Genomic DNA, 23,161 nt, shown 5'->3' on the forward strand with positions numbered 1-23,161 from the left:
TCGCGGTGTGTGATCCGGCTCACGCGCCGACCGGCGGGTCCGTCCCCATGACCGTGCCCGGCCTCGGCTCCGGGCCCTCAAGGGCCCGCCGGACGGGCGCGCGGTCCGCCGGTCATGCGACCTTCGGGGTGGCCCGGACGCCGAAGTGGACGTACGGCGAGCCGTCGGCCAGCTCGTAGAAGACCACCGGGATCCAGCTCGGCTCGTCCTCGGGGCGGCCCACGAAGGTCGTCTCGTCCACCGGGACGAGGTCGAACTCCATCGGCGGGCGCAGTCCGGCGAGCGATCCCGTGGCCTCGCTGTGCAGCCGGAGCCGCCCGCCCCGGACCGTCAGCGTCACCCGGTTCCCGGTCCGCTCGTAGACGCCGGCGTACCGCGCGACGTCCACCTCGGCGGGCGTGGCGGGCGGGCCCAGCGGCGGCGGGACCTCCAGGCCGAGCAGCTCGGCGAAGAGCTCGGTGGCCAGGGCGCGCTGGAAGGCCGCGGTGTGCCCGCCGTTGGCCAGCACGCACACGGCGGTCTCGGCGTCCGGCACCGCCCAGAGCATGGCGGCCTGGCCGATGGTGTTGCCGCCGTGGGAGAGGATCCGGCGGCCTCCCCACTCGTCCAGGATCCATCCGATCCCCCACTGCCTGCCCACGGCGTGCGGGTTGGGGATGTCCACCTGCGGTTCCCACATCGCCTTCGGGTCGGCGAGCAGGGCCGTACCGAAGTGGGCGCGGGCGAAGGCGACGACGTCGGCGGGGCGCGAGCAGATCAGCCCGGCCGGGCCGACGGAGCGCATCAGCCCCCACATCGGGCTGGGCTCGCCGTCGAAGTGGCCGGTGGCGGCGCGGAAGCGGATCACGTCCTCCGGCAGGGTCCAGGTGTGGGTCAGGCCGAGCGGTTCGATGATCTGCTCGCGCAACGCGGCGTCCCATACCTTCCCGGTCAGGCGCTCGATGACGCGCCCGGCGATGACGAACCCGGAGTTGCCGTACGACTGGGTGACGCCGAGCGGATGGTTGCGGGCGAGATCCGCGCAGGCCGCGACGTACTTCTCCAGGCAGTCGTCGCCGCGGCCGGTGTCGAGGAACAGGTCGCCGTCGATCCCTGAGGTGTGCGACAGCAGGTGCCGGAGCGTGACCTCCCGGGTCAGCCCGGCGTCGGCGACGCGGAACTCCGGCAGGATCTCGGCGACCCGGGTGTCCAGGGTGAGCCTCCCCTGCTCCACCAGGATCATGATCTGGGTCGCGGTCCACACCTTGGTGATCGATCCGATCTGGAACAGCGAGTCCGGGGTGGCCTCGACCCCCGTCGCGCTGCTGAGCACCCCGGCGGCGAACTCGTGCACCCGCCCCTCGTGGAGGAAGGCGAGGTTCGCTCCGGGGACCTCGAACCGGGTGATCAGCTCGGCCAGCCTGGCCTGCCAGCGGCCGGGGTCCGCCGCTCCGGTTCCCTTTCCAGCGGTTGTTCCAGCCACGTGGGACTCCTCTCCTCAGACCCGTCCGTCTCCATGGATCCGCCCATTGGAGCGATCATCCATGGGGAGGGGGAGGAAGGGAACCCGCGGTCCGCGGCGGGCTGATCTTCACCGGCCGGGGTAGGGGCGGGGCCATGGAAACCACGACCTCCGCCGCCTCCCGCGCGGATGCCCGTACGGGGAACACGGCGCGGACCCGCCGGAAGACCCGCTCGAAGACCCTCGCCGCGACCCTGCTCGCCGTGACCGCGACGGCCGTCACCGGGAGCCTGGCGACCAGGAGCGTCTCCTCCCCCTGGTACCGGAACCTGCGCAAGCCGTCCTGGCAGCCCCCGTCCCCGGTGTTCGGCCTCGTGTGGACCCCGCTGTACGGCCTGATCGCCGTGGGCGCGGCCCGCGCGCTGGACCGCCGGGAGGGCGGTGACCGTACGGCGTTCGCCGGCCGGTTCGCGACCAACCTCGTCCTCAACGCCGGATGGAGCCTGGCCTTCTTCGGCGCCCGCTCCCCCCGGCTGGCGCTCGCCGAGATCTTCCTGCTCAACGCCTCGAACGCGGCGCTGATCCGGCAGGCGTGGCGGACCGACAGGGCCGCGGGGGCGATCCTGCTCCCCTACGGCGCGTGGACGTTGTTCGCCACCGCCCTCAACACCGCGATCGTCCGGCGCAACCCCGCGGACGGCTGACCCCGGAGCGGGTCCGGGACCCGGCCCCGGCGGCTCCGGGCAGAGGGAATCAACTTACCCATTGACCATATGTTGACTGACAGTGATTGATCTTTTACTGTTAGTGACTAAGACGGAAAACGGTTATCTTTTCTAAGCCTTCCGTCCGGCCGCGGACGAAACGGGCCCGCTTGCGTTCACGGCCGCCGACCGCCCCCGGGCAGACACGGACGCAGCCTGAGGCGCCACCCCCACGCCCCGCTTCCCCCCGCGAAAGGAGCCGGTCATGCCGCTCGTCAGCGCCCTGCCCACCGGATCGGTGATGATGGTCCACCACGTCACCGGCACCTACTTCATGTGCAACGACTTCCACGACAACGTCGGCAACCACGTCCAGACCTGGGCTCAGGACCCCTTCGCCGACACCACCAGCCACCGCTGGACCCTGACACGCAACCCCGACGGCACCGTCGTCATCCGCTCCGCCGCCCACGGCCGCGCCCTGAGCGTCGGCGCCAACCCCGCCGACGTGGTGACCCTGAAGGAGAGCAACGACAGCCTGCACCAGAACTGGCGCTTCGAGCCCGCCGACGTCAGCGGCGACAGCTACGTCATCGCCTCGGTCGTCCACCCCAGCTACGCCCTGTCCATCGCCTCCCACCTGCAGGCCAACGACCAGCTCCTCGGCCTGACCCGCATGTGGGGCGGCCCGAGCCTGTCGCAGGTGTGGAAGGTCTTCGCCCACGGCGCCTGACCCCCCAGCACGCCGCGGCCCGAGAGCGCAGCCGGCGCGCTCTGCGCCCTCGGGCCGTAGTCCAGGCAGGTCGTGATCACCGCCACGGACCCGACCTCCGGACGGCCGCTGCGCCGGGACCTGCGGCCGGTGCCTCCCGGGGAGCTCCGCCGCGGCCCGTGACCGGTGCGGATCACGACGTGCCGGGTGCCGCCAGGTTCTTGCGGATCTCCGCCAGCAGGCCGGGGACGGCGGCCTCGATCAGGTCGCGGACCTCCTCGAAGTCGGTCTTGCCGCCGTAGTACGGGTCGGGCACGTCCAGGTCGTCGGCGTCGGCGTCCGGGTCGAACTCGCGGAGCAGCCGGACCTTCTCCCTCGCCTCCCCGTCGGGCGCCATCCCGCGCAGGTCCCGGTAGTGGCCCCGGTCGAGGGCGATGATCAGGTCGTAGCGGTCGAACCACAGCGCCTGGAACTGCTGGGCGGCGTGCGCGGAGGTGTAGCCGTACCGGCGGAGGGTCGCGACCGTGCGGTGGTCGGCCGGGTCGCCGACGTGCCACCCGCCGGTCCCCGAGCTGTCCACCTCGACGTCCAGGCCCTCGTCCTCGACGTGCCGCCGGAGGATGTGCTCCGCCATCGGCGATCGGCAGATGTTCCCCGTGCATACAAAGGTCACCCGATAGCTCATGCGCTCAAGTTTCCCGTATCGGCCGCTGTCCGGAGGCCACGAGGGCGGGCGCCGCTCACACCGGGGCCACGAGGGGTGGATCCGCTCACTTCCTGCGGGAGACGGCCACCCCGGCCAGGCAGAGCAGGCCTCCGGCGAAGGTCAGCCAGCCGGGGACCTCGCCCAGCACCGTCCAGGACATCAGCACCACCAGGGCCGGGACGATGTAGGTGGTGGCGCCCATCTTCCCCGCGGTCGTGCGGGCGAGCGCGTAGGCCCAGGTGGTGAAGGCCAGCGCGGTCGGGAAGACGCCCAGGTAGACGACGTTCAGCAGCGCGGGCAGCGGGGCGGCGGCCGCCTCCTGGACCAGTCGCCCGGCGAACGGCAGGCAGGCCGCCGTACCGATGAAGCAGCTGAAGGCGGTGACCTGCAGCGCCGAGGCGTGCCGGAGCGCGGGCTTCTGGCAGATGACGCCCGCGGCGTACGACACGGCCGCCACCAGGCACAGCAGCACGCCCAGGATCGACGACCGGCCGCCGTCCGACATGGAGATCCCCACCACCACGGCGCCCGCGAACGACACCGCCATCCCCGCCATCAGGTTGCGCGGGAAGCCCTCCTTCAGCAGCCAGCCGCCCAGGAGCGCGATCAGCACCGGCCCGACGTTCACGACCATCGCCGCGGTCCCCGCGTCCACCTCCCGCTCGCCCCAGTTCAGGACGACCATGTAGAGGCCGAACCAGAGCACCCCCGCCCCGGCGATCCCCGGCCACGCTCCCCGCGGCGGCCACCCCTCCCGCCGTGCCAGCAGGATCGCGCAGAGCACGGCCGAGCCCGCCAGCAGCCGCCCCAGGGCCAGGGCGCCGGGAGAGAAGTACGGCGCGGCGGCGCGGATGGAGACGAAGGCCGAGGCCCACAGCACCACCGTGACCCCCGCCGCGGCGAGTGCCCGGCGGTCGGGACGGGATTCCACCAAAGTGTTCTGGTCCATGAGCGGCAACCCTAGGCGCGGCATCCTTCGGCTCTCACCGAATTATGCTCGACATGCGTTTTCGCACCGCGTTGCGGTGGGATGTCCGGGGCGGCAGGATCGGACCCTGCGGTTTTCAGGATCTTCGACGAGCGAGCGGGCTTTCCCGGGAGGCAGTGGTGTCGGACGAGTTCGACGTGATCGTGATCGGCGCCGGTCCCGCCGGGGAGAACGTCGCGGGCAGGGCCGTACGGGGCGGGCTGAGCGCCGTCGTCGTGGAGGAGAACCTGGCGGGCGGCGAGTGCTCCTACTGGGCGTGCGTGCCCAGCAAGGCGCTGCTGCGCCCGATCGACCTGGCCGGTGAGGTCGGGCGGGTGCCCGGGATGAGTCTCGGCCCGATCGACACCGCCGCGGTGCTGGTCCGGCGCGACGAGGCCGTCTCCCACATGGACGACGCCGGCCAGGTGGAGTGGATCACCGGACTGCCCGCGGAGTTCGTCCGCGGGCGCGGGCGGCTCGACGGCCCCAAGCGGGTCCGGGTATCCCTGCCGGACGGTTCCGAGCGGCTGCTGACGGCCCGGCACGCCGTCGTGCTGGCCACCGGGAGCCGCGCGGTCGTCCCACCGGTCCCGGGCCTGGCCGAGGCCGGGCCGTGGACCAGCCGCGAGGTGACCGCCGCCGAGGCCGTGCCCGGGAGGCTCGTGGTGATCGGCGGTGGCGTGGTGGCCTGCGAGATGGCCCAGGCCATGCACGGTCTCGGCGCGGCCGAGACCACGGTCCTGGTACGCGGCGAGGGGCTGCTGGAGCGGGTGGAGCCGTTCGCCGGGCGGCTGGTGGCCGAGTCGTTCGCCGCCTCCGGGATCACCGTGCGCACCGGTGTCGAGGTGGTCCGGGTGGAGCGTTCCGAGCCGGGCGGGCCGGTCACCGTGCACCTGTCCGAGGGAGCGCCGGTCGAGGCCGACGAGCTGCTGGTGGCCACCGGCCGCCGCCCCGCCACCGACGGACTGGGCCTGGAGTCGGTCGGATTGCCCGCCGGTGAGCCCGTGCGGGTCGACGACAGCATGCGCGCGACCGGCGTGGAGGACGGCTGGCTGTACGCTGTGGGCGATGTCAACGGCCGCGACCTGATCACCCACATGGGCAAGTACCAGGCGCGGGTCTGCGGGGACGTCATCGCGGCACGGGCCAGGGGTGAGAAGGACGACCGCCCCGGGCTGCGCGACGTGGCCGGCGGGTACGGCGCGCCGCAGGTGGTCTTCACCGACCCGCAGGTGTGCGCGGTCGGCCGTACCGAGGCCCAGGCCCGGTCGGAGGGCTTCAATGTGCGCGCGGTCGAATACGACCTGGGCTCGGTGACCGGCGCCTACCTTCTCGGCGACGACTACCGGGGCCGGGCCAAGGCCGTGGTGGACGAGGACCGCAAGGTGCTGCTGGGGGTGACCTTCGCCGGCCCGGGGGCGGCCGAGCTGCTGCACGCGGCGACGATCGCGGTCACCGCCGAGGTGCCGCTGGAGCGGCTGTGGCACGCGGTCCCGTCGTTCCCGACGGTGAGCGAGATCTGGCTCCGCCTGCTGGAGACCTACGGCCTGTGACATCAAATACTCTCAATTACCTCAATAGGCCCACAAAAGCCCTAAAGCGTAATTTTCCCTAACGCTCCATGCAGTTGAGGTCTTGCACTAAGCAGGCTTGCCACCGCTATGCTCTGTCCTCAGTTCACTTCGAGTAATCACCGGGCAGACGTTTCATTCTCTGATGGAATTTTGCCCGTATTTTCTCGCTGAATTGTTAACAGTTCGTCAGCAAGGAGCGTCGTTGTGTCCTGCCCTCTCACCGTTGAGGTGGGCTTCCCGTTAAAAGGCCTCAGCGGGGGGCGGGGGACGGGCGGGACGTGCGACCAGGGCCAGGAGAAGGGCAGGGGGCTCACCGCTCTCCGCAGGAGCGGGTGGGCCCTCCAGGAGACGGGGTGATGACGCCACCGGCCACCCAGACGGGGACCGCCGCACCATCGATCGCCGGCGGTTCACCGCGCGCCGGCGGCGCGGCGTCGGCGAAAGCCGACACGGCGTCTCCCTCGGGAACGGGCGGATCGCGCGAGCGGTCCGGGCAGGGTCTCCTCCACGTCTACACGAGTCTGACGCTTTCGACGGTGGCGGCTCGGATGCTGGGCATCACCTATCCCCTTCTCGCGCTCTTCCTGACCGGCTCGCCGGTCGAGGTCGGCTGGGTCGGCTTCGCGCTCACTCTGCCGACCCTGCTCTTCTACATCCCGGCGGGCGTCCTGGTCGACCGCGTCGCTCCGCGTCCGCTCATGCTCGTCACGGAAGCCGGGCGAGCACTGGCAGCGTTCAGCGTGGCCCTTGCGGTGATCTTCGAGGTGGCCGGCATGCCGTACATCCTGCTGACCGCCTTCGTCGAGGGGACGTTGTGGGTCGTCTACTCCCTGGCAGAGATGGCCCTGATCCGTTCTCTCGCCCCCCAGAACGACCTCACGGAAATGCTCGCCATGAGCGAGACCGGCTCCCACATCGCGGTGATGACAGCCAGACCCGTCGGCGGCCTGCTGTTCGGGATGATACCCGGGATACCGTTCCTGCCGTTCCTGGCGAATTCCCTCATGTTCGCCGTGTCGTTCCGTTCCATGGCCGCACTCACGGGAAAGGAGGGGGACCGGGCCTGGAGGTTACCCGGGCGCAGCGAGGTGGCCGATACCGCCAGGGCGATGTTCGGCAGTTCCTCTCGCGGCGAGATCGTCGACGGAATCCGGGAGCTGAGACGGCATCCGTTCCTCTGCATGGCCATGGCACTGACCGCGACCACCAATCTCATGGTCAACGCTCTCATCGTGGTCTTCATCTCGGGATCCTCGGCCTTCGAACCGGTGACCGTCGGGCTGGTGCTGGCGGCCGGAGGGATCGGAGGCGTGCTGGGCTCAAGCCTGGCACCCGGGCTCCGGAGGTCGCCCCGGCTCGCCCGGGTGAGATCGGGGAAGCTCATGCTGTTCGCTCAGATGTGGATCTCGGTGCTCGCTCTGTCCGTCGCCGCCTTCGGCCCGCACCTGGCCTTCGTCGGGGTCGCCACCCTCCTGACGGGCTGCGCCGGGGCACTCAGCAACGTGACCATCCGGGCCTATGAGATCAACGAGGTCGGCGAGGGGAAACTCGCCCGCGTCGTCAGCGTGCACCGGCTCGCGGTGCACGGCGCCGTCTGCCTCGCGGCCCCGCTCGGCGGCTTCCTCGCGTCCGTGAACGGGGTGACGGCGGCGCCCATGAGCCTGTTCTCCACCATGGCCGTCCTGGCACTGCTGTTCTCGCTCGGATGGCTTCTCCGGTATACGTGGAAGAAGCTCACCCGCCATCCGGAAGACGCGTGATCACTCCTCTCCGGCCAGCAGATCCGCCTCCGCGACCAGGTGCGTCGGGAGCGCCGGGAGCCGCCCGGCCTTCGCCCGGCGAGCCAGGCTGGTCGCCGAGGCGTCGTCGCCCGCGAGTTTCCTGACCTTCGCCGCGTACAGCAGTGCGGGACCGTGGTCCTCCGCTTCCGGCAGAACCTCCGTGATCTCCTGCTCCGCCTCGGAGATCTGCCCCATGGCCGCCAGAGCGAGGGCGTACGCAGCTCTGGTCGACGGCCACTGCAACGGCCGGATCCTCTCCAGATCTCGCAACGCGGCGGACGTCCGGCCGAGGTCCACCAGGATCTCGCCGCGGGCCCGTAACGCCTCGGTGGCGTTCCCCTCCCGGGCCAGCACATCGTCGAGCACGTCCCCCGCCGCATGTGGATGACCGTTGTACCAGAGTGCCCAGGCGAGCTCGGTCTGGATGGCCGCGTCATGGGGAAGCCGGCGGACCGCGGAGTGCAGTTCCCGGACCGCGGCCGCAGGGCGCCCTTGCGCCAGTTCGAGACGGCCGATCGCGGCGAGCAGACGGCCGACGGCCGCGGTCGCCCCCAGCGTCTGGAACAGGACCGCGGCGCTGCGGTAGTGAGAGATGGCCTTCTCGTAGTTCTCTCCCCGGTGGGCCACGTTCCCGAGGAAAGACTCGATCTCCGCGCGGAGCCGCGTGTTGTCGCCGCACTGCTCCAGGGCTTCCTGCGCCTGTTTGCCCGCCAGCCCGAACTCCCCGTCCCGCAAGGCGAGCTCGGCCGCGCGCAGGTACTCCTCGGAGGCGATGCGGCGGTCCTCCCGCCCGACGGTGCGGTCGTTCTGCAGGATCGGCTGGATGAGACGGTCATGGGACAGCTCGCACCACCGCGTACCCGCTTTGATCTCCTCGCGGAGGATGTGGCGCTCCACCAGTGCCCTGACCACGTAGTTGGGTTCTCCGGCCGTGAGCATCTCCCCCTGGTAGACGATCTCCCGCGTGCCGAGCTCGGTGATGAAGTTGCGGCGCAGCCACGCCCTCAGTCTGTCGGTGTCCCCGTCGTAGTGGTCGCGGGCCACCTCCGCGATCATCCGCTCCGAGAAGTCGCTGAGGGACCGGTCCGCGTTGGCGAAGCGCCGTACGTGGTCGAGCGTGATGAGCCGGACGCCGGCGGGGAGGGAGTTCCACATCGCCGAGCACACCACCTGGAGCTGGACGGGCTCGACCACCTTGACGTCAGCGACGACCTCCTGGTCGAGCATCCGGCCCACTTTGACCATCCGCAGGCCCTCGACCAGTCTGTCCGCCGCTCCGGGGACGAACGAGCGTCCCGTCGCCTCCAGCGGGCCCTCGGTCGCGCGCACCGCGGCAGCCGTGTCCAGGAATCCGAGGAGGACCCGGCTTCTGGACATACCGGCCAGCTTGGGCTCGTGGGGCAGGATCGCAGCCAGGTGGTCCTCCCTGATCGCCACCAGCAGGCGCAGGTTGGGGTCATCGTCCAGGGCGTCGACCAGCTGCCCGATGAACCACTCACGGTACGGCTGGCGGTGGGCGAGACCTCCGAACAACTCCTCCGCCTGGTCGATCGCGACCAGGCGGAGGACGGGATCACCGTACGGGTCGTATCGGGGCGGGCGTCTGCGCAGATATCCGCGGAGCGTCAGGCCGGCAAGCCGGGTGGGCGTCTCGTCGGGGGCCCACGACGACAACAGGGCGAACACGTGGGGGTTGTGCTGGGAGAGCGCGGCGGAGGGGAAGGCCGACCCGTGGGACACACGGCCGACCGGCAGGACATCGGTCATGCCGGGATTCAGCAGCGGGAGCACGCCGGCGTGGATGAGCGAGGTCTTTCCCGCCCCCGACGGCCCGTAGAGAATGGTCAGGCGGTTGGCCTGCCAGAGATCTGCGAGCTCGTGAGACTCCCTGTCCCGGCCGAAGAACTTCGCACTGTCCTCACGCCGGAACGCCCGGAGTCCGACATAGGGCTGTACCTGCGGATCCGGACGACCGCCGTCCTGGCTCATCATGACACCGTCCCCATCCGCCGCCGCAGTTCGGCGCAGAACTCCCGGGCGGTCCCCCAGAAAATGGAGATCCGCCACTCTTCGTAATATCGCGCGATCTGCCGCTGCATCTCCCGCGCATCCGCCCGCGAGAGGCCGACCGACGGGGGGAGCTGGACGCTCACGTGCCTACGCCGGTTGATCCCCGGCACCGCCCTGATCAGGGCGCCGAACAGAACCCGGAATGTCCAGTCCTGAAGGCTGTACCCGATGAAGAGCAACGGACGTTTGGTGAGCGCCGCCAGAATCGTCGGGGGCAGCATCCGCGGGTCGGCCGCCCCTCCCTCCAGAGCCAGGCTCGTGAGGAACTCCAGGTAGTCGTCCTCGGTCAGAACGAGGGACCGGGGGTCCTGAAGACTGCCGTGCAGGTGATAGACGAGAGGGGTCTCCGGCTGGGGGTTCCATCCGGCCTCGCTGCCGAACAGCTTACCGTCGTACTCCATGCCGTCGTTCCACGGGCACAGCGCCACGTTGGGGCGCTTCCCCACCGCTTTCAGTGATCTGACGATGAAGTCGTCGTAGTTAGTCGTCAAATACACCGGGAGCCGGAAACTCGCGAGCAGACCGTGCGGCTCCAGCGGATCACGGAAATCCGGCGGGCCCACGGTTCCGAGCTCACTGCAGATCTGCTCCTTGATGTATACGGCCTCGCCGTACTTCATCGCCCCGAACTGCGCCACCCGCGGCAGTTCCCGACCGTCGTCATAGGGGTAGCCCCACTTCTCCGCCATCCGCCGGCTGAGCGCCCGCCCCGTGGGCAGCGTGCCCGCGCACGCACCGGCCCCCAGGAAAGGGGTGCAGTCACCAGCCGTCAACTGGTTGATTAGTCGCTCCCAACCAGCATCGTCCATGTAGCCCACGTACGGCACCGCCTCCTCGCCTCCGGGCTGTGACGGAGCACGCACCCGGTGCCGTACGACACTATTAAACAAACCAATCTCTTGCCGAGAGAACGCGCTATACGGACCGTCCGGGAGGAAAGGGGGCGTGGACACCGCAGCTCCACCTTTCTCTCATGACGCCCCGGAGGACATGAACGGCGCTCAGAGGGTCGACGAGAAGCCCGCAGACGTCATCGGGTTCCCGCCGGTCCCGGGGAACAGCTCCTCCAGTATCCTGCGGAACGGCGCGCTGTCGACTTTCGCGAGATCTCTCATCGACAGCCCACCGACATCGATGTGCGGGGCGAACCCGAACTCGTTTTCATGCATTGGCGCTCCCTGAATGACGGTGCTCCCGGTAACGGTCATGCCGGCTGCGGTTTCCGGTCTTCCCTAAACTCGAAAACACGCGGCAGCCTTCCGATACGACACGAAAATCCCTTCATCAGCGATTTTGAGGTGCCACGTCTATGGAATCAACCTCTAGGATGACCAGAAGAGCTTTCCGGACCCACCGGGGGAGGCCACATTGGCGGAGCTTTCACGCACGGCACACGCGGTGCCGGACCGGCAGCCCGACGTGTGGGAGAGGGTGCCGGCCCGCAACAGAAACTTCACCGGCCGTGAAGACCTCCTCGTCAAGCTGCGTCAGGGCATCAGCACCGTAACCGCCGTCGTCCCCCAGCCGCAGGCCCTGCAGGGACTGGGTGGCGTCGGCAAGACCCAGCTCGCGGTCGAGTACGCCCACCGCTACCGCTCGCACTACGACCTCGTCTGGTGGATCCCCTCCGACCAGCGCGTCCTCGTGCCGCCCGCGCTCGCGATGATGGCACCGGTCCTCGGCCTGCCCCCGGCCTCGGCCACGGGTGTCGAGGAGGCGGCCGAGGCCGTGCGCAGGGCACTGCAGAGCGGTGAACCGTACCACCGCTGGTTGCTGATCTTCGACAACGCCGAGGAGCCCGGCGACATCGAGGCGTTCATCCCCCGCGGTCCCGGCCACGTCCTGATCACCTCGCGCAACCCCCAGTGGGAGAATCACTTCGAGACGCTCCAGGTCGACGTCTTCAGCCGCGAAGAGAGCGTGGACTTCCTCAGGAAGCGGCTGAACCGCGAGCTCCCCGAGCGGGACGCCTCCCTGCTCGCCGACAAACTCGGTGACCTCCCCCTGGCGCTGGAACAGGCGGGGGCGCTGCAGTACGAGACTGGAATGTCCGTCGACGAGTACATCGAGCAGCTGGAGCAGGAGACCAGACGCCTGCTGAACGTGAACCGGGCCTCGGCGTATCCGATGTCGATGACCGCCGCCTGGCGGGTCTCGGTCACGCAACTGGAGGACCGTCTCCCTGAGGCGATCAAAGTCCTGCGGTGCTGCGCCTTCTTCGGTCCTGAGCCGATCCCCCGCGACGTCTTCCGCAAGGGCAGCAGGATCCTGCCTCAGGACGAGAACACCACCGACCTCCCCCTGAGCGCGATCCTGTCCGACCCCATCACCCTGAGCAAGGCCCTGGGCGAGTTGCGGCGTTTCGCGCTGGCACGCATCGACCCGCAGAGCCGCACGATCCAGGTCCACCGTCTCGTCCAGGCCCTTCTCCGCGACGACCTGACGGAGGCGGACAAGCAGAGGACCCGCCACGAGGTCCACCTGCTGCTGGCGGGCGCGGTCCCGCCCAGGCCCGAGCTCACAGGCCGGTGGGAGGAGTTCGAAGAACTGGTGGCCCACATCGTGCCCTCGGGACTGGCCGAGTGCTCCGCCTCCCAGGTCCGGGAGTTCGCCCTCAACTGTGTCCGCTACCTCTACGAGCGGGGCAACTACCAACCCGCCCTGGACTTCGTCGACGGCTTCATCGAGATGTGGAGCACCGCCGACGGACCGCTGCACAAGGACGTCCTGGTGGCCCAGACCCACCGCTGCAACATCCTCCGCGCGCTCGGCCGCTACACCGAGGACTACGAGACCGGCAGGGACACCCTCGGGAAGATGCGGGAATCACTCGGCTGGGAACATCCCGACACCCTCTGGGCGGCCAACGGCCACGGGGGCGCGCTCCGTGCCCGCGGTGACTTCCGCGCCGCCCGGGAGCTCGACGAGAGCACCATGGCCGCCTATCAGAAGACTCGCGGCCCGGCGCACCCGGACACACTGCGAGCCATGCACAACCTCTCCCATGACTACGCTCTCACCAGCAACTACACCAGAGCGCGCGAGCTGCACCAGAAGACGTTCAGGGAGCAGAGCGCCGCGAACGAGGGGGTCGGCAGGAACGCCCTGCTGCTGTCGTGGACCGGTCTGGCCCGGGCGTTGCGGCTCTCCGGTTACTACGCCGAGGCGTGCGACTTCGGGCAGGAGGCGTTCGAGTACGGCATGCAGCAGCTCTCCCTCGACCACCTGGCGACGCTGCTGGCCGCCAAGGACCTGTCCATCGCCCACCGCAGAGCCGGTGACCTCGCCGAGGCGCTGGACCTCGCGCGGGGAACGCATGCCCGGTTCCAGCGCATCTTCGGTGACGGTCACCCCGACACCATGGCCGCGGCCGTCAACCTCTCCAACACCCTGCGCACCGTCGGAGAGACCGACCAGGCGTTCGAGATCGCGCAGGAGGTCGTGCCCCGATACCCCCTCGTGTTCGGCGAGAGGCATCCCTTCACCCACGCCTGCCGGAGCAACCTCGCGATCCTGCACCGGCTGCGCGGGAACGCCGACAAGGCCAGGGCGCTCGATGAGGCCGCGCTGGCGGGCCTGGACGAGACGATCGGACGCAACCACCACTACTCTCTGGCCTGCGCCGTCAACCTGGCCAATGACCTCGCCGTCCTGGAAGAGCCCGCCCGCGCCAGGAAACTGGGTGAGGAGACCCTCGACCAGCTCCGCAAGGTTCTCGGCGAGGAGCACCACCTGACCCTGGCCTGCGCCGCCAACCTCGCTCTCGACCTGCGGGCCGTGGGCGCGGACAAGGAAGCCGACCTGCTGCGCGCCGACACGCTCAGTCGCTTCGAGCAGCCCGGCGTGTCGGCGACGGATCCGCCTGACTTCGTCGCCATCTACGAAGGGCGGCGGGTGAACGCCGACTTCGACCCGCCGCCGATCTGACCGCCCCGTGCGGAAGCCGGGTCAGGCGCCGCGCCGCACCCACTCCGGATTGCGCCTGACCCACGCTTCACGGTGCGCGGCGGCCTCCTGCCGGGCCTGCTCCGTCGCGGTCGGATCGACCGGCCGCGCCAGCAGGGACTCCAGGGTGCGCCGCATGCCGGTGACGAACTCCTCTCCGCGTTCCGTCAGCCGCCCGCTTCCCAGCAGTGTGCCGGTGACCGCGTAGGCGCCTTCCCGCCAGCGGACGAATTCCGTCTGCGCCCGGACGGCTCCGTCGTCCTGTTCGAAGCCGTGCTGCCGGTCCCAGAAGGCCGCCACCCCGAGGAAGGCGTAGGCGCCCTGCAGCAAGCCGGAGACCGGCCGGGGATCCGGCCGCCATGGGGCATATCCCCGCCACCCGTCGTCCGGCAGAGTCAGGCCTATCACGTCCAACAGCGCCGTGAGCTTGGCGTGTTGTGTCTCGTGGGCCAGCGTTTCGGCGAGTCTGACGCCGCTGGGGGGGTCGGAGAGTGCGACGGTTCCGAAGGTCTCCTGTCCTGTCGCACTGTTGTGTCCGCGGGTGGGCGCCTTGATGGGGGTGAGCACAGAGATCATCGAGGAGACCTCCTCTGCGACCACCTGGTGATGCGCAGCCAGGAGGTGCCACGCCTCATCCAGACGCGACCGCCAGATCCGGCGTCGATCGGTTGTCAGCCTCGGTTCCAGATCGTCGTCCGACGACCACCGGTAAGGGTCGAGATCGTCGATGACCGGTGCGAAGCCCGGAGCCACCGGGAGACGGTGCAGGACCCGCCATCCCGGCCCGTCAGCGGACGGGTCCACCCGGACGACGCTCCCCCCGGCGACGAGTTCGGCCCCTGTCCCGTCCGGCCGTACGGAGACGTCCGTCATTCCGCCCGGCCCGGCGGGGAGCGTCGCCTCCCCCAGCGACGGGATCATGAGCGTCCCCTCGGCGGCGGGCAGCCGCATCTCACAGGCGACCCCCGCCCTGATCGCGGCCGCCGCGGCCAGCAGGCCCAACCTCTCCGGGGCGCCGTCGCCCTTCTCCGCCAGCGACCGGTAGGTCCGCCATGCCCACGCCCCCGCCGCCGGGTACCGCAGCACGGTGTCGACCGCGCCGGCCGCGCGTTCCTCCAGGTCCGCAAGCAGGCCGTAGGCGTCGGCCGCCACACCGGCATGCGGGTGACCTGCGGTCCTGGCCTCCTCCACCACGCCTCGGACCAGCAGCCTGTTCCTGACCCGCTGTACGGCGCACAGCTCGGCCGCCGCCTCACTCCCCCCTCCTCCGGTCGCCAGCTCAGTGAAGACCCTGCCGGAGATCCGGTGCGACAGGAGCGTCATCGGCGTCCCTTCAGGCGTGCGACATCACGAGCGACCTTTGCATGGATGTGGGTGATGAGCCGGTAAAGATCCGGGCAGTAGACCGAGGGACCCATGAACCCGTCGGTGAGGTTGTAGCGGTGCGCGTACAGCCCGCCGCCGCAGACGGAGACGAGATCACAGGCATGGCAGGTCGGAGCGAGCGCGAGTTCCCCGATCTGGCGGGCCGCGATCGCGGGATGGCGGAGCACGGCATCGAACGGGTCGCTCAGAACGTGCATCCGGGTCGCGCCGGCCCCGTGGTAACTAGATTTCAGGATGTCCGACTGCTCGATGCCGCCGTCGGTCTCGACGACGACCATGCGCGCGGGTGACAGCCCGACGACTTCGCTGCGGGAGGGGCCTCCCATCAGCAGGCGCAGGATCTCGGCGAAAAGCCTGATCTCCGGTTCCTGCGACGGCGAGCCGTACCAGCGGTCGAAGACCGGGATGAGCCAGTCGGCGTACGGCGTGGCGGGCGAGTCCGGCTCGCGGAAGGGCGGGGGCGTGACCCAGTTGCCGTGCGGGAGCAGGAAATCGATCGCCGGGGGATCGAAGGCGGTGAGCGCCTCGTAGGTCGCCAGCGGGTCGTTGCGGATGTCGATCGTGCACAGCAGCCCGCTGAACAGGTGGTGGAACGGGCCGAAGGCCAGGCGGCGCAGCGAGGCCGAGACCGTCGCGTGACTCCCCTTCCCGTCGCGGAACCGCCGGTGCCGGTCCTGCGCCTGCTCATCACCGTCCAGGCTCACCCCGACCCGGATCTCCAGCCGGTCGAAGAGCCTCAGGAAGTCGTCGTCGAGGCGGAGGCCGTTGGTCTGCATGCCCACGCGGACACGCGTGCCGGCGTCGGCCGCCGCCGCCCTGATCACGCGTACGGCGTGGGAGATGAAGTCCGGACCCGCCAGCAGCGGTTCCCCGCCGTGCAGGACCACCTCCACCTCGGCCAACTCGTGCGCGGCGGCGTGCTCGGCGATGCGCTGCGCCGTGCGGTTCACGACCACCTCGGACATGCGGCGTGGCCGGGCACGCCATGACTGGTCAGCCATCTCGTACATGTAGCAGTAGGTGCAGGCCAGATCGCAGCGGCTGTGAATCTTCAGGATGAACTGCTGGAAAGCCAGGGGCTGCCATCCCGAGGCCAGGAGACCATCCACATCGAGCGTGGCCGGAAAGGCATTTTCGGGTGGCAGATCTGAAGGTTCCGGATTCTCCGACAAAAGCGGCACACCTCTCTTGCGCCATCCCCTATATCGCACCATTTTGCACCGATAGTCAAGTTTCAGCATCATCGCGGTACGCCAGCGTGCGACGCGTCCTTCCGGCACGTCCGCAAATCTAGGCCCGCCGGTGTTTCTCCCCTATTCTGGGATGCACTTTCGGACGTGACATAACGCGGTCCATATGGAGGCTGATGGTGCGCGAGTGGCCGTCGAACCTCGACGTCGGGGAACTGGTGGACGGCGGCTGGCGACCGACCCCGTTCCGGCAGTTCATCCTGAAGATTCACAGTCGGTGCGACCTGGCGTGCACTTACTGCTACATGTACGAGATGGCCGACTCCAGCTGGCGGACCCGGCCGAAACAGATGGCGCCGGAAACCGCCTCCGCCACGGTCACGCGGATCGCGGAGCACGTCCATTCCCACAGCATCGACGCGATCGAGGTCATCCTGCACGGCGGAGAGCCGCTATTGGCCGGCCGGGAGGCGATCCGGGACATCGTCACCGGGGTCCGTTCGGCCGTCGGCGGCACGCGTGTAAAGGTCAGCCTGCAGACCAACGCCACGCTGCTCGATCTTCCGTATCTCCGGCTCTTCGACGAGCTGGACGTCCACGTCGGAGTGAGTCTCGACGGCGACGCGGCGATGCACGATCGCAGCCGCCGCCGGGCCAACGGCCAGGGCAGTCACTCCGCCGTCATGACGGCGCTCGGCCTGCTGACCTCACCCGCCTACCGGCACCTCTTCGGTGGGCTGCTGTGCACGATCGACCTCAGGAACGATCCCCTCGGCGCCTACGAGGCCCTTCTGGCGTTCGGCCCTCCCGCGATCGACTTCCTGCTCCCGCACGGCAACTGGTCGGCACCCCCGCCCGGCCGAGATCCGGAGTCCGGCGCGACGCCGTATGCCGACTGGCTGATCCCGATCTTCGACCGCTGGTACGACGCGGCCCACCGTCCCACCCGCATCCGGTTCTTCAGCGAGATCATCCGCCTTCTCCTCGGCGGCTCGTCCGCGACCGAGCAGGTCGGCCTCTCTCCCGCCGCCATGGTGGTCGTGGAGACCGATGGGAGCATCGAGCAGTCGGACTTCCTGAAGTCCGCCTACCAGGGGGCGGCCGAGACCGGACTGCACGTGACACGCAGCTCTTTCGACGATGTCCTGCGGCACCCCGCGATCGTCGCGCGGCAGATCGGCGAACGGGCGCTCTCCGCCACCTGCCGGCGCTGCCCCATCGCGAAGGTGTGCGGGGGCGGACTGTACGCGCACCGCTACCGGGAGGGCCACGGGTTCGCCAACCCATCCGTCTACTGCCCCGACCTGTTCACGCTCGTCACCCACATCAAGCACGCCGTCGAGGCTCGTCCCCGAGCCCGTGGCGAGGAACGCCGCAGCCGATCCACAGGCCCCGGCCGAGGAGCACCGATGCACCTAGGTGAGCACCGCATCCCCGCGAGGACGTTCTCGGAACTGGCCGCCGGACAGGGCGGCGCCTCCGCCGTCGCCCAGCTCGCCGCCGCGCAGCGCAGCAAACACATCCTGCTTGTCCGAGGCGTTCTGGAGACCGCACGGCAGGTCGGTCACCCGCGCGCGGCGTCCGTCCGCCGCGCCTACGATCTCCTGGCCGCCGTCCAGCGCGACCATCCCGAGGCGGTCGACGCCGTCCTGCGCCATCCCTCGGTGGGAGCCTGGGCACGGCACACGGTTACCGCGCTCGTAACCGGGCGCGAGGACGCGGCGCCGGAGCAGCTCGCCGGGCTGGCCGCCGCCGCGGCGATCCGGTCCGGAACGGTCTGCGAGATCGACGTCCCCGCGGTGGAGGGCGTGGTGACCCTGCCCTCACTGGGCCAGGCGGTCCTGGCGCCGACCCTCTCCGGGGCGACCGCGCACTGCTTCGCGGACGGGGCAGACGTCATGGCCGACGGCACGGTCGTGCGCGTCCCGCGCGACCCGCGACAGGATGCCCCCGGCTGGAGAGGCCTACGTACCTTGTCCGCCGAGGCGGAGGAGACTCCGCTGCGCGTCGTGATCGACGACCTCGATCCCTACCGCATGCCCGGGACGGCGAACATGGGCGGACGGCTCACCCCGGCCGAGGTGCGGCGCTGGCAGTCCACACTGGATGGGGCGTGGAGCCTCCTCGTGCGGCACCATCCGGTCGTGGCCGGGGAGGTGGCCGCCGCGATCACTGTGTTCACCCCTCTGGTCCCGCCCGAGCAGGGGCAGTCGAGCGCGACCTCCCGCGAGACGTTCGGCTGCGTGGCCCTGTCAACCCCTCCGGACGCCACAACCCTCGCGGTCACGCTGGCCCACGAGACACAGCATGCCAAGCTCTCGGCCCTGCTGGACATCGTGCCCCTGACCAAGCCCGACGACGGCTCCCGTCACTACGCTCCCTGGCGCCCGGACCCCCGGCCGGTTCCCGGCCTGCTTCAGGGGGCCTACGCTTACCTGGGGGTGGCCGACTTCTGGCGGCGCCAGCGCCACCTGGAGACCGGTGAGGCGGCGGTGGAGGCCGGCGCCGAGTTCGCCCGTTGGCGGGCGGGCGCCCGCATGGTCACCGAGACCATACTCGGCAGCGGGCTCCTGACCGAGCCGGGGACGGCGTTCGTCGCGGAGATGGCCGACCAGCTGGACCGCTGGGCCGACGAGCCGGTCCCCGCCGCCTCCAGGGCCCTGGCCCGCGAACGCGCGGAGCACCATCTGGCCGTCTGGCACGCGACCAACAGCTGACGACCGGCAGCCAGCGGCATCAGGCGTCCCGCCGGGTGGTCAGAGGGCGGGCGGGTCGAAGTCGAAGTCGAGTCGCTCTCCCTGCACGGCCACCCGGACATCGGGGTGGTCGTCGCCCAGCACCTCCCGGTAGCGGTTGAAGGTGTCGGCCGCCAGCGTGTCGGCCTCCTCTTCCGCGCCCGCGGCGCGCAGGTCCACGATCAGGTTGCTCCCCGCGGCCAGGGTCAGCGGGTGGTTCTCTCCCAGCAGCAACCGCAGCCTGGCCAGGGTGTCCTCGCCCAGCCGCCGGGCGGCGTCGGAGTCTCCCAACGCGGCCAGGTCGTTGGCCAGGTTGATGGCGCAGGTGAGGGAGTAGTGGTGCGACCTGCCAAGCCTGTCGTCGAGACCGTCGAGGGACTTCCGGTCGAGCCTGCGAGCCCCCTCCACGTCGCCGCTGACCCGCAGGAGCAGTGCGAGGTTCATGTCGCAGCCGTACTTGAAGGGATGATCGTCGGGGAACACCTCCGGATATCGGTCGGCGGTGTCCCGGAGCAGTTCGAGCGCCTCGGCGACCTCCCCCCTGGTACGGAGGACGTTCGCCAGGCACAGGGCGGCGGCGAGGGTGTCGGGATGGCCGCGGCCGAACAGGCGCTCCTCCCGTTCGAGCGTCAGCTGAGCAAGGTCGAACGCCTCGTCGATCAACCCGGCCCGGCGTTTGGCGATGGATAGATCCTTGGCCGTCCGCAGGGTCCAGGGATGATCGGGACCCAGCCACTGGACCCCGTACTCGTACGCCTCCTCGCCGACGTCGCAGGCCTCGAAGTAGTCACCCCGCAGACGCACGATGCGGGCCAGGCCGTTCCATGCGATGAGTACCTCCTGCCTGCCCGACCCCGGATTGCGGCGGTGCTGGATGTAGGCCTCCTGCTGGAACTCGAAGGCCCGAGCGTAATCACCCACCAGCATGTAGTCGACGGCAAGGTTGTTCACGGCGCGCAGGGTCTGCACATGGTCGTTTCCGAACACCTCCCGGTGCAGCCGCAGTGACTCCTGGTCGTGCTCCAAGGCGGTGGTGAAATCTCCCAGGGTCCGGAAGTCCGCGCCGTGGATGTTGGTGACGCGCAGGGTCTCCTCGTGGTCGGTTCCGAGGACCTCCCGCATCCGCGCGAGGGTCGCCCGGTTGAGCTCGAAGGCTGCCTGGTGATCACCCAGCTCTCGCAGGACGATTCCGAGATGTCCCTGAGCGGAGAGCACGTCCGGATCGTCGTCCCCGGTGGAGGTCCGCCATTCGTCGATGAGCTCCCCGGCAAGCTCCCGGGCCGTCTCGTAGTCACCCGAGGAGAACAGGTAACGCACCATGTCGATGGCGAACTTCCGGACGAGCGGGTCCCGTGAGAGCTTCAGACGAGCCGGGGTCACGTGGGGGAGCAGTTCCGCGTAACGAGGCCAGCGGCTGGTCGCGTCGGGCATGCCGGGCGCCGCCGCCGCGAGGAGGAGGTGCACCTCGTTCTGAAACGCTTTGCACTCCTCTGGGGGCACCTCGTTGCGGAGCAGGGCCTGCACCAGCCGGTGCACCTGGATGGTCCGGCTCTCCGAGTCGATCAGGGCGAGCGCGTAGCGTCCCAGTTCCTTGATGGCCTTGCTGAGCAGAATGGGGCTGGCGAGCAGGCCGCTCAGCCGGGAACGGGCCATGAGCTCCTCGCTCATGGCCCCGAACACGTCGCGCGGAATGGGTTCGGGACCGAAGAACGCGCAGCAGCGCAGGAGCTCCACCGCCTCGGGCAGTTTCGTCTCCAGCTGCGACACCGACAACGACCACGCCGCCGTCATGGACAGCGGATAGTCCGGCGCCTTGTTGGCGTCGAGGAGCTGAGCCGTGTGGTCTTCCAGCAGCCGGAGGTAATCCTCCACCGACATGCCGGTCTCGGCCTGCAAAGCGCCCGCCTGCTCCAGCGCCAGCGGAAGGTCGCCTAGATGATCGGCCAGCCGGTCGGCGTCCTCATCGGTGATGCCTCTGGGCACGCGCCTTTTGAGGAACTCGACGCTCTCCGCCCGGTCGAAGACGTCGACGGACAGGGTGTCGACCACTCCCTGCCAGGCTTGGTTGCGGGAGGTGATCAGAACGTGCCCCGGCCCCCTGGGAACGACCTCGTTGATCTCCTCCGGGTTCTCGGCGTTGTCGAAGACGAGAAGCCATCGGGAGTACGGCTCGCCTCTCCGCAACGCGTCCAGCACAGCTTCCACGGTGTCCTCGATACCGGCTACGGAGGAGGACAGGCCCAACCGCGGTGCCAGGCCCGCCAGGGCCGAGCCCACCAGCATCGGCTGGTCAGCCGGAATCCACCAGACCACGTCGTACTCGTGCCGGTACCGATAGGCGTACTCGATGGCCACGTGGGTCTTGCCGACCCCACCGAACCCGTGCAGGGCGTGCGGCACAACCGCCGTCACCTTGGATGTGACACCGGCGTGCAACTTCTCCAGAAGCTCTTCCCGGCCGGTGAAGTTCTTGTTCCGCTGAGGTACCCTGCCCCAAACCTGCGGCTGGCGCTCCGCGGCTCGCGACGCCTCGTGGGACTGGGAAACCGACATGCGACCGCCTCCGCTCACTGACTGCGATCAGACTAGGCTGATGGCCCCGCTCAAGGCATTGTTCAGGAGGCCAGAGTCCCATGGCGAGGCCCCGCGAACCCTAAATCCGCTGAATCATCCTTATTTCGCCAATTCGGACGACCGTCAACGAGACCGGAAGCACGTTCGAAGGTTAGAAAAGATGGCGGCGCGGAAAGAAGGTGGGTATGCTTACGCGCGCGGAGTCACCGCACGTCGGCATCGATGCCATACCAGGATAGCGCGGGGGAATGCATGAACGGGGAGTCTCTCGCACCGGCCGACGAGTATCACGGCTTGGTCGACGTTTCCGACCTCAGCCTAAGAGACCTCGACACCATCGACGTCGGTGCCGCACTACACAGAATGCTCGGCGAGGAAAACGCCGGCCCAGTGGCGGGTTTCTCCGCGACCGTTTGAACACGTATATGCGAAAAACGCCTTGACTTGGCATCATCGGCGTGCCACATAGAGTGTTCAAGGGATTTGTTCCCCGGCACTCGGGATGGCGTAGTGGACAACGCCGACTGGCAGAGGTTGATCAACCAGCTCCGCAGAGGCGACTGCACACCCTTCCTCGGCGCGGGGGCCTGCCTGACGCTCCCCACCGGCTCCGAGCTGAGCGAGGAGTTCGCCACCCGCTACGGTTACCCGTTCACCGACGGCCACAACCTCGCCCGGGTCATGCAATACGCCGAGTCGGTCGTCAAGGATCCGGTGGACCTCAAGGAGGAGGTCTGCCGGCGGCTCCGCTCGTGCAGGCGCCCGCCTCCGGGCGACCCCGCCGACCCGCACGCGCTGCTGGCGGGTTTCCCGATGCGGACCTTCCTCACCACGAACTACGACGACTTCCTCCTCAGGGCGTTGCGCGCGACGGGCAAGGAGCCGTACAGCGCCATCTCCCCCTGGGACAGGGATCCGACCGGCGCCCTCGTCGTTCCGGAGCCCACCCCGGACAAACCCCTCGTCTACCACCTGCACGGTGCGTGGACCCGCCCCTCGTCGCTGGTGCTGACCGAGCACGACTACCTGACCTACCTCGTCAACCTGGTGGACACGGCGGCCTCCGAGGCGTGGCGCCTGATCCCGATGCCGGTCCTGCGGGCCATGACCTCCCAGCCTCTGCTCTTCATCGGCTACAGCCTGCAGGACTGGACCTTCCGCGTGCTCTTCCACGGCCTGGCGCGGAACATCCCGCGCAGCAACAAGCGCAGGCACGTGAGCGTGCAGCTGATGCCCAGAATCAGTGATCTGGCAGGGGACGCGGAGGCCAAGGCGCGGCAGTACCTCACCCACTACCTCAACGGTTGGAATATCTCGATCTACCTCGGCACCGCGTCGGACTTCTGTGACGAGCTCCGGCGGAGAATGGGGTGAGC

At 69.4% G+C, this 23,161-nt stretch carries 17 protein-coding genes; 8 read left to right on the plus strand and 9 right to left on the minus strand.

Annotation, left to right across the window (positions count from 1 at the left end):
• Positions 1 to 112: 112 nt before the first annotated feature.
• Entirely contained in the window at positions 113 to 1,462 is a 1,350-nt protein-coding gene (locus IEZ08_RS23850) for a serine hydrolase domain-containing protein (protein WP_068923395.1), read from the minus strand.
• A gap of 134 nt (positions 1,463 to 1,596) precedes the next feature.
• On the opposite strand from IEZ08_RS23850, the gene IEZ08_RS23855 reads away from it, so the two are divergent.
• Positions 1,597 to 2,145, plus strand: coding sequence for a TspO/MBR family protein (locus IEZ08_RS23855; RefSeq protein WP_084780066.1), 549 nt, complete (start codon positions 1,597 to 1,599; stop codon positions 2,143 to 2,145).
• Positions 2,146 to 2,410: 265 nt separating this feature from the next.
• On the plus strand, positions 2,411 to 2,878 hold the full coding sequence (locus IEZ08_RS23860) for an RICIN domain-containing protein (protein ID WP_068923394.1): 468 nt from the start codon (positions 2,411 to 2,413) through the stop codon (positions 2,876 to 2,878).
• Between the two features lie 172 nt (positions 2,879 to 3,050).
• On the opposite strand, the gene IEZ08_RS23865 is transcribed toward IEZ08_RS23860, so the two are convergent.
• Positions 3,051 to 3,542 (minus strand): low molecular weight protein-tyrosine-phosphatase, encoded by a 492-nt coding sequence (locus tag IEZ08_RS23865; RefSeq protein ID WP_068923393.1) that lies wholly within the window; start codon positions 3,540 to 3,542, stop codon positions 3,051 to 3,053.
• An 85-nt stretch (positions 3,543 to 3,627) separates the two neighbouring features.
• Complete coding sequence (locus tag IEZ08_RS23870; protein ID WP_068923392.1) at positions 3,628 to 4,512, minus strand: DMT family transporter; 885 nt, start codon at positions 4,510 to 4,512, stop codon at positions 3,628 to 3,630.
• Positions 4,513 to 4,670: 158 nt separating this feature from the next.
• Here IEZ08_RS23870 and IEZ08_RS23875 point away from each other — a divergent pair, with 158 nt between their 5' ends.
• Complete coding sequence (locus tag IEZ08_RS23875; protein ID WP_068928769.1) at positions 4,671 to 6,083, plus strand: dihydrolipoyl dehydrogenase family protein; 1,413 nt, start codon at positions 4,671 to 4,673, stop codon at positions 6,081 to 6,083.
• A 377-nt stretch (positions 6,084 to 6,460) separates the two neighbouring features.
• Complete coding sequence (locus tag IEZ08_RS23880) at positions 6,461 to 7,864, plus strand: MFS transporter (protein WP_268249358.1); 1,404 nt, start codon at positions 6,461 to 6,463, stop codon at positions 7,862 to 7,864.
• On the opposite strand, the gene IEZ08_RS23885 is transcribed toward IEZ08_RS23880, so the two are convergent.
• The 3 genes from IEZ08_RS23885 to IEZ08_RS23895 all read right to left on the minus strand — a co-directional run bounded on the left by IEZ08_RS23885 (position 7,865) and on the right by IEZ08_RS23895 (position 11,124).
• Positions 7,865 to 9,877 (minus strand): tetratricopeptide repeat protein, encoded by a 2,013-nt coding sequence (locus IEZ08_RS23885; RefSeq protein WP_141703945.1) that lies wholly within the window; start codon positions 9,875 to 9,877, stop codon positions 7,865 to 7,867. It lies immediately after the preceding gene.
• A complete protein-coding gene (locus IEZ08_RS23890) occupies positions 9,874 to 10,764 on the minus strand; it encodes an SIR2 family NAD-dependent protein deacylase (RefSeq protein ID WP_229803459.1) in 891 nt (296 codons plus the stop codon). The genes IEZ08_RS23885 and IEZ08_RS23890 overlap by 4 nt, the downstream gene beginning before the upstream one ends.
• A 192-nt stretch (positions 10,765 to 10,956) precedes the next feature.
• Positions 10,957 to 11,124, minus strand: coding sequence for a hypothetical protein (locus IEZ08_RS23895; protein ID WP_176728485.1), 168 nt, complete (start codon positions 11,122 to 11,124; stop codon positions 10,957 to 10,959).
• Positions 11,125 to 11,323: 199 nt separating this feature from the next.
• On the opposite strand from IEZ08_RS23895, the gene fxsT (IEZ08_RS23900) reads away from it, so the two are divergent.
• Complete coding sequence (gene fxsT / locus IEZ08_RS23900; protein ID WP_229803454.1) at positions 11,324 to 13,882, plus strand: FxSxx-COOH system tetratricopeptide repeat protein; 2,559 nt, start codon at positions 11,324 to 11,326, stop codon at positions 13,880 to 13,882.
• 21 nt (positions 13,883 to 13,903) lie between these two features.
• Here fxsT (IEZ08_RS23900) and IEZ08_RS23905 read toward each other — a convergent pair whose 3' ends face one another.
• Together IEZ08_RS23905 and IEZ08_RS23910 are read right to left on the minus strand one after the other, a co-directional pair.
• A complete protein-coding gene (locus tag IEZ08_RS23905; RefSeq protein ID WP_189242926.1) occupies positions 13,904 to 15,223 on the minus strand; it encodes an HEXXH motif domain-containing protein in 1,320 nt (439 codons plus the stop codon).
• Positions 15,220 to 16,395: an FxsB family cyclophane-forming radical SAM/SPASM peptide maturase gene (locus IEZ08_RS23910; protein ID WP_229803455.1), complete on the minus strand. Its 1,176-nt coding sequence runs from the start codon at positions 16,393 to 16,395 to the stop codon at positions 15,220 to 15,222. Before IEZ08_RS23910 ends, IEZ08_RS23905 begins: the two co-directional genes overlap by 4 nt.
• A gap of 257 nt (positions 16,396 to 16,652) precedes the next feature.
• On the opposite strand from IEZ08_RS23910, the gene IEZ08_RS23915 reads away from it, so the two are divergent.
• On the plus strand, positions 16,653 to 19,193 hold the full coding sequence (locus IEZ08_RS23915) for an FxsB family cyclophane-forming radical SAM/SPASM peptide maturase (protein ID WP_189242927.1): 2,541 nt from the start codon (positions 16,653 to 16,655) through the stop codon (positions 19,191 to 19,193).
• A 39-nt stretch (positions 19,194 to 19,232) separates the two neighbouring features.
• Here the strand turns inward: IEZ08_RS23915 and fxsT (IEZ08_RS23920) are convergent, their stop codons facing one another.
• Positions 19,233 to 21,764 (minus strand): FxSxx-COOH system tetratricopeptide repeat protein, encoded by a 2,532-nt coding sequence (gene fxsT / locus IEZ08_RS23920; RefSeq protein WP_068923385.1) that lies wholly within the window; start codon positions 21,762 to 21,764, stop codon positions 19,233 to 19,235.
• A 273-nt stretch (positions 21,765 to 22,037) separates the two neighbouring features.
• Here fxsT (IEZ08_RS23920) and IEZ08_RS23925 point away from each other — a divergent pair, with 273 nt between their 5' ends.
• Complete coding sequence (locus IEZ08_RS23925) at positions 22,038 to 22,202, plus strand: FxSxx-COOH-like cyclophane-containing RiPP peptide (RefSeq protein WP_189242928.1); 165 nt, start codon at positions 22,038 to 22,040, stop codon at positions 22,200 to 22,202.
• Between the two features lie 93 nt (positions 22,203 to 22,295).
• Positions 22,296 to 23,159 (plus strand): SIR2 family NAD-dependent protein deacylase, encoded by an 864-nt coding sequence (locus IEZ08_RS23930; RefSeq protein ID WP_068923384.1) that lies wholly within the window; start codon positions 22,296 to 22,298, stop codon positions 23,157 to 23,159.
• The last annotated feature ends 2 nt before the right edge of the window (positions 23,160 to 23,161 follow it).

Origin of the sequence: Planobispora rosea, assembly GCF_014648175.1 — a bacterium.
Taxonomy (GTDB): domain Bacteria; phylum Actinomycetota; class Actinomycetes; order Streptosporangiales; family Streptosporangiaceae; genus Planobispora; species Planobispora rosea.

Coding starts and splice junctions, on each gene's coding strand:
- IEZ08_RS23855 (WP_084780066.1), top strand. CDS start 1,597: ATGGAAACCACGACCTCCGCCGCCTCCCGCGCGGATGCCCGTACGGGG.
- IEZ08_RS23860 (WP_068923394.1), top strand. CDS start 2,411: ATGCCGCTCGTCAGCGCCCTGCCCACCGGATCGGTGATGATGGTCCAC.
- IEZ08_RS23865 (WP_068923393.1), bottom strand. CDS start 3,542: ATGAGCTATCGGGTGACCTTTGTATGCACGGGGAACATCTGCCGATCG.
- IEZ08_RS23870 (WP_068923392.1), bottom strand. CDS start 4,512: ATGGACCAGAACACTTTGGTGGAATCCCGTCCCGACCGCCGGGCACTC.
- IEZ08_RS23880 (WP_268249358.1), top strand. CDS start 6,461: ATGACGCCACCGGCCACCCAGACGGGGACCGCCGCACCATCGATCGCC.
- IEZ08_RS23885 (WP_141703945.1), bottom strand. CDS start 9,877: ATGATGAGCCAGGACGGCGGTCGTCCGGATCCGCAGGTACAGCCCTAT.
- IEZ08_RS23890 (WP_229803459.1), bottom strand. CDS start 10,764: ATGGACGATGCTGGTTGGGAGCGACTAATCAACCAGTTGACGGCTGGT.
- IEZ08_RS23895 (WP_176728485.1), bottom strand. CDS start 11,124: ATGCATGAAAACGAGTTCGGGTTCGCCCCGCACATCGATGTCGGTGGG.
- IEZ08_RS23905 (WP_189242926.1), bottom strand. CDS start 15,223: ATGACGCTCCTGTCGCACCGGATCTCCGGCAGGGTCTTCACTGAGCTG.
- IEZ08_RS23915 (WP_189242927.1), top strand. CDS start 16,653: ATGGTGCGCGAGTGGCCGTCGAACCTCGACGTCGGGGAACTGGTGGAC.
- fxsT (WP_068923385.1), bottom strand. CDS start 21,764: ATGTCGGTTTCCCAGTCCCACGAGGCGTCGCGAGCCGCGGAGCGCCAG.
- IEZ08_RS23925 (WP_189242928.1), top strand. CDS start 22,038: ATGAACGGGGAGTCTCTCGCACCGGCCGACGAGTATCACGGCTTGGTC.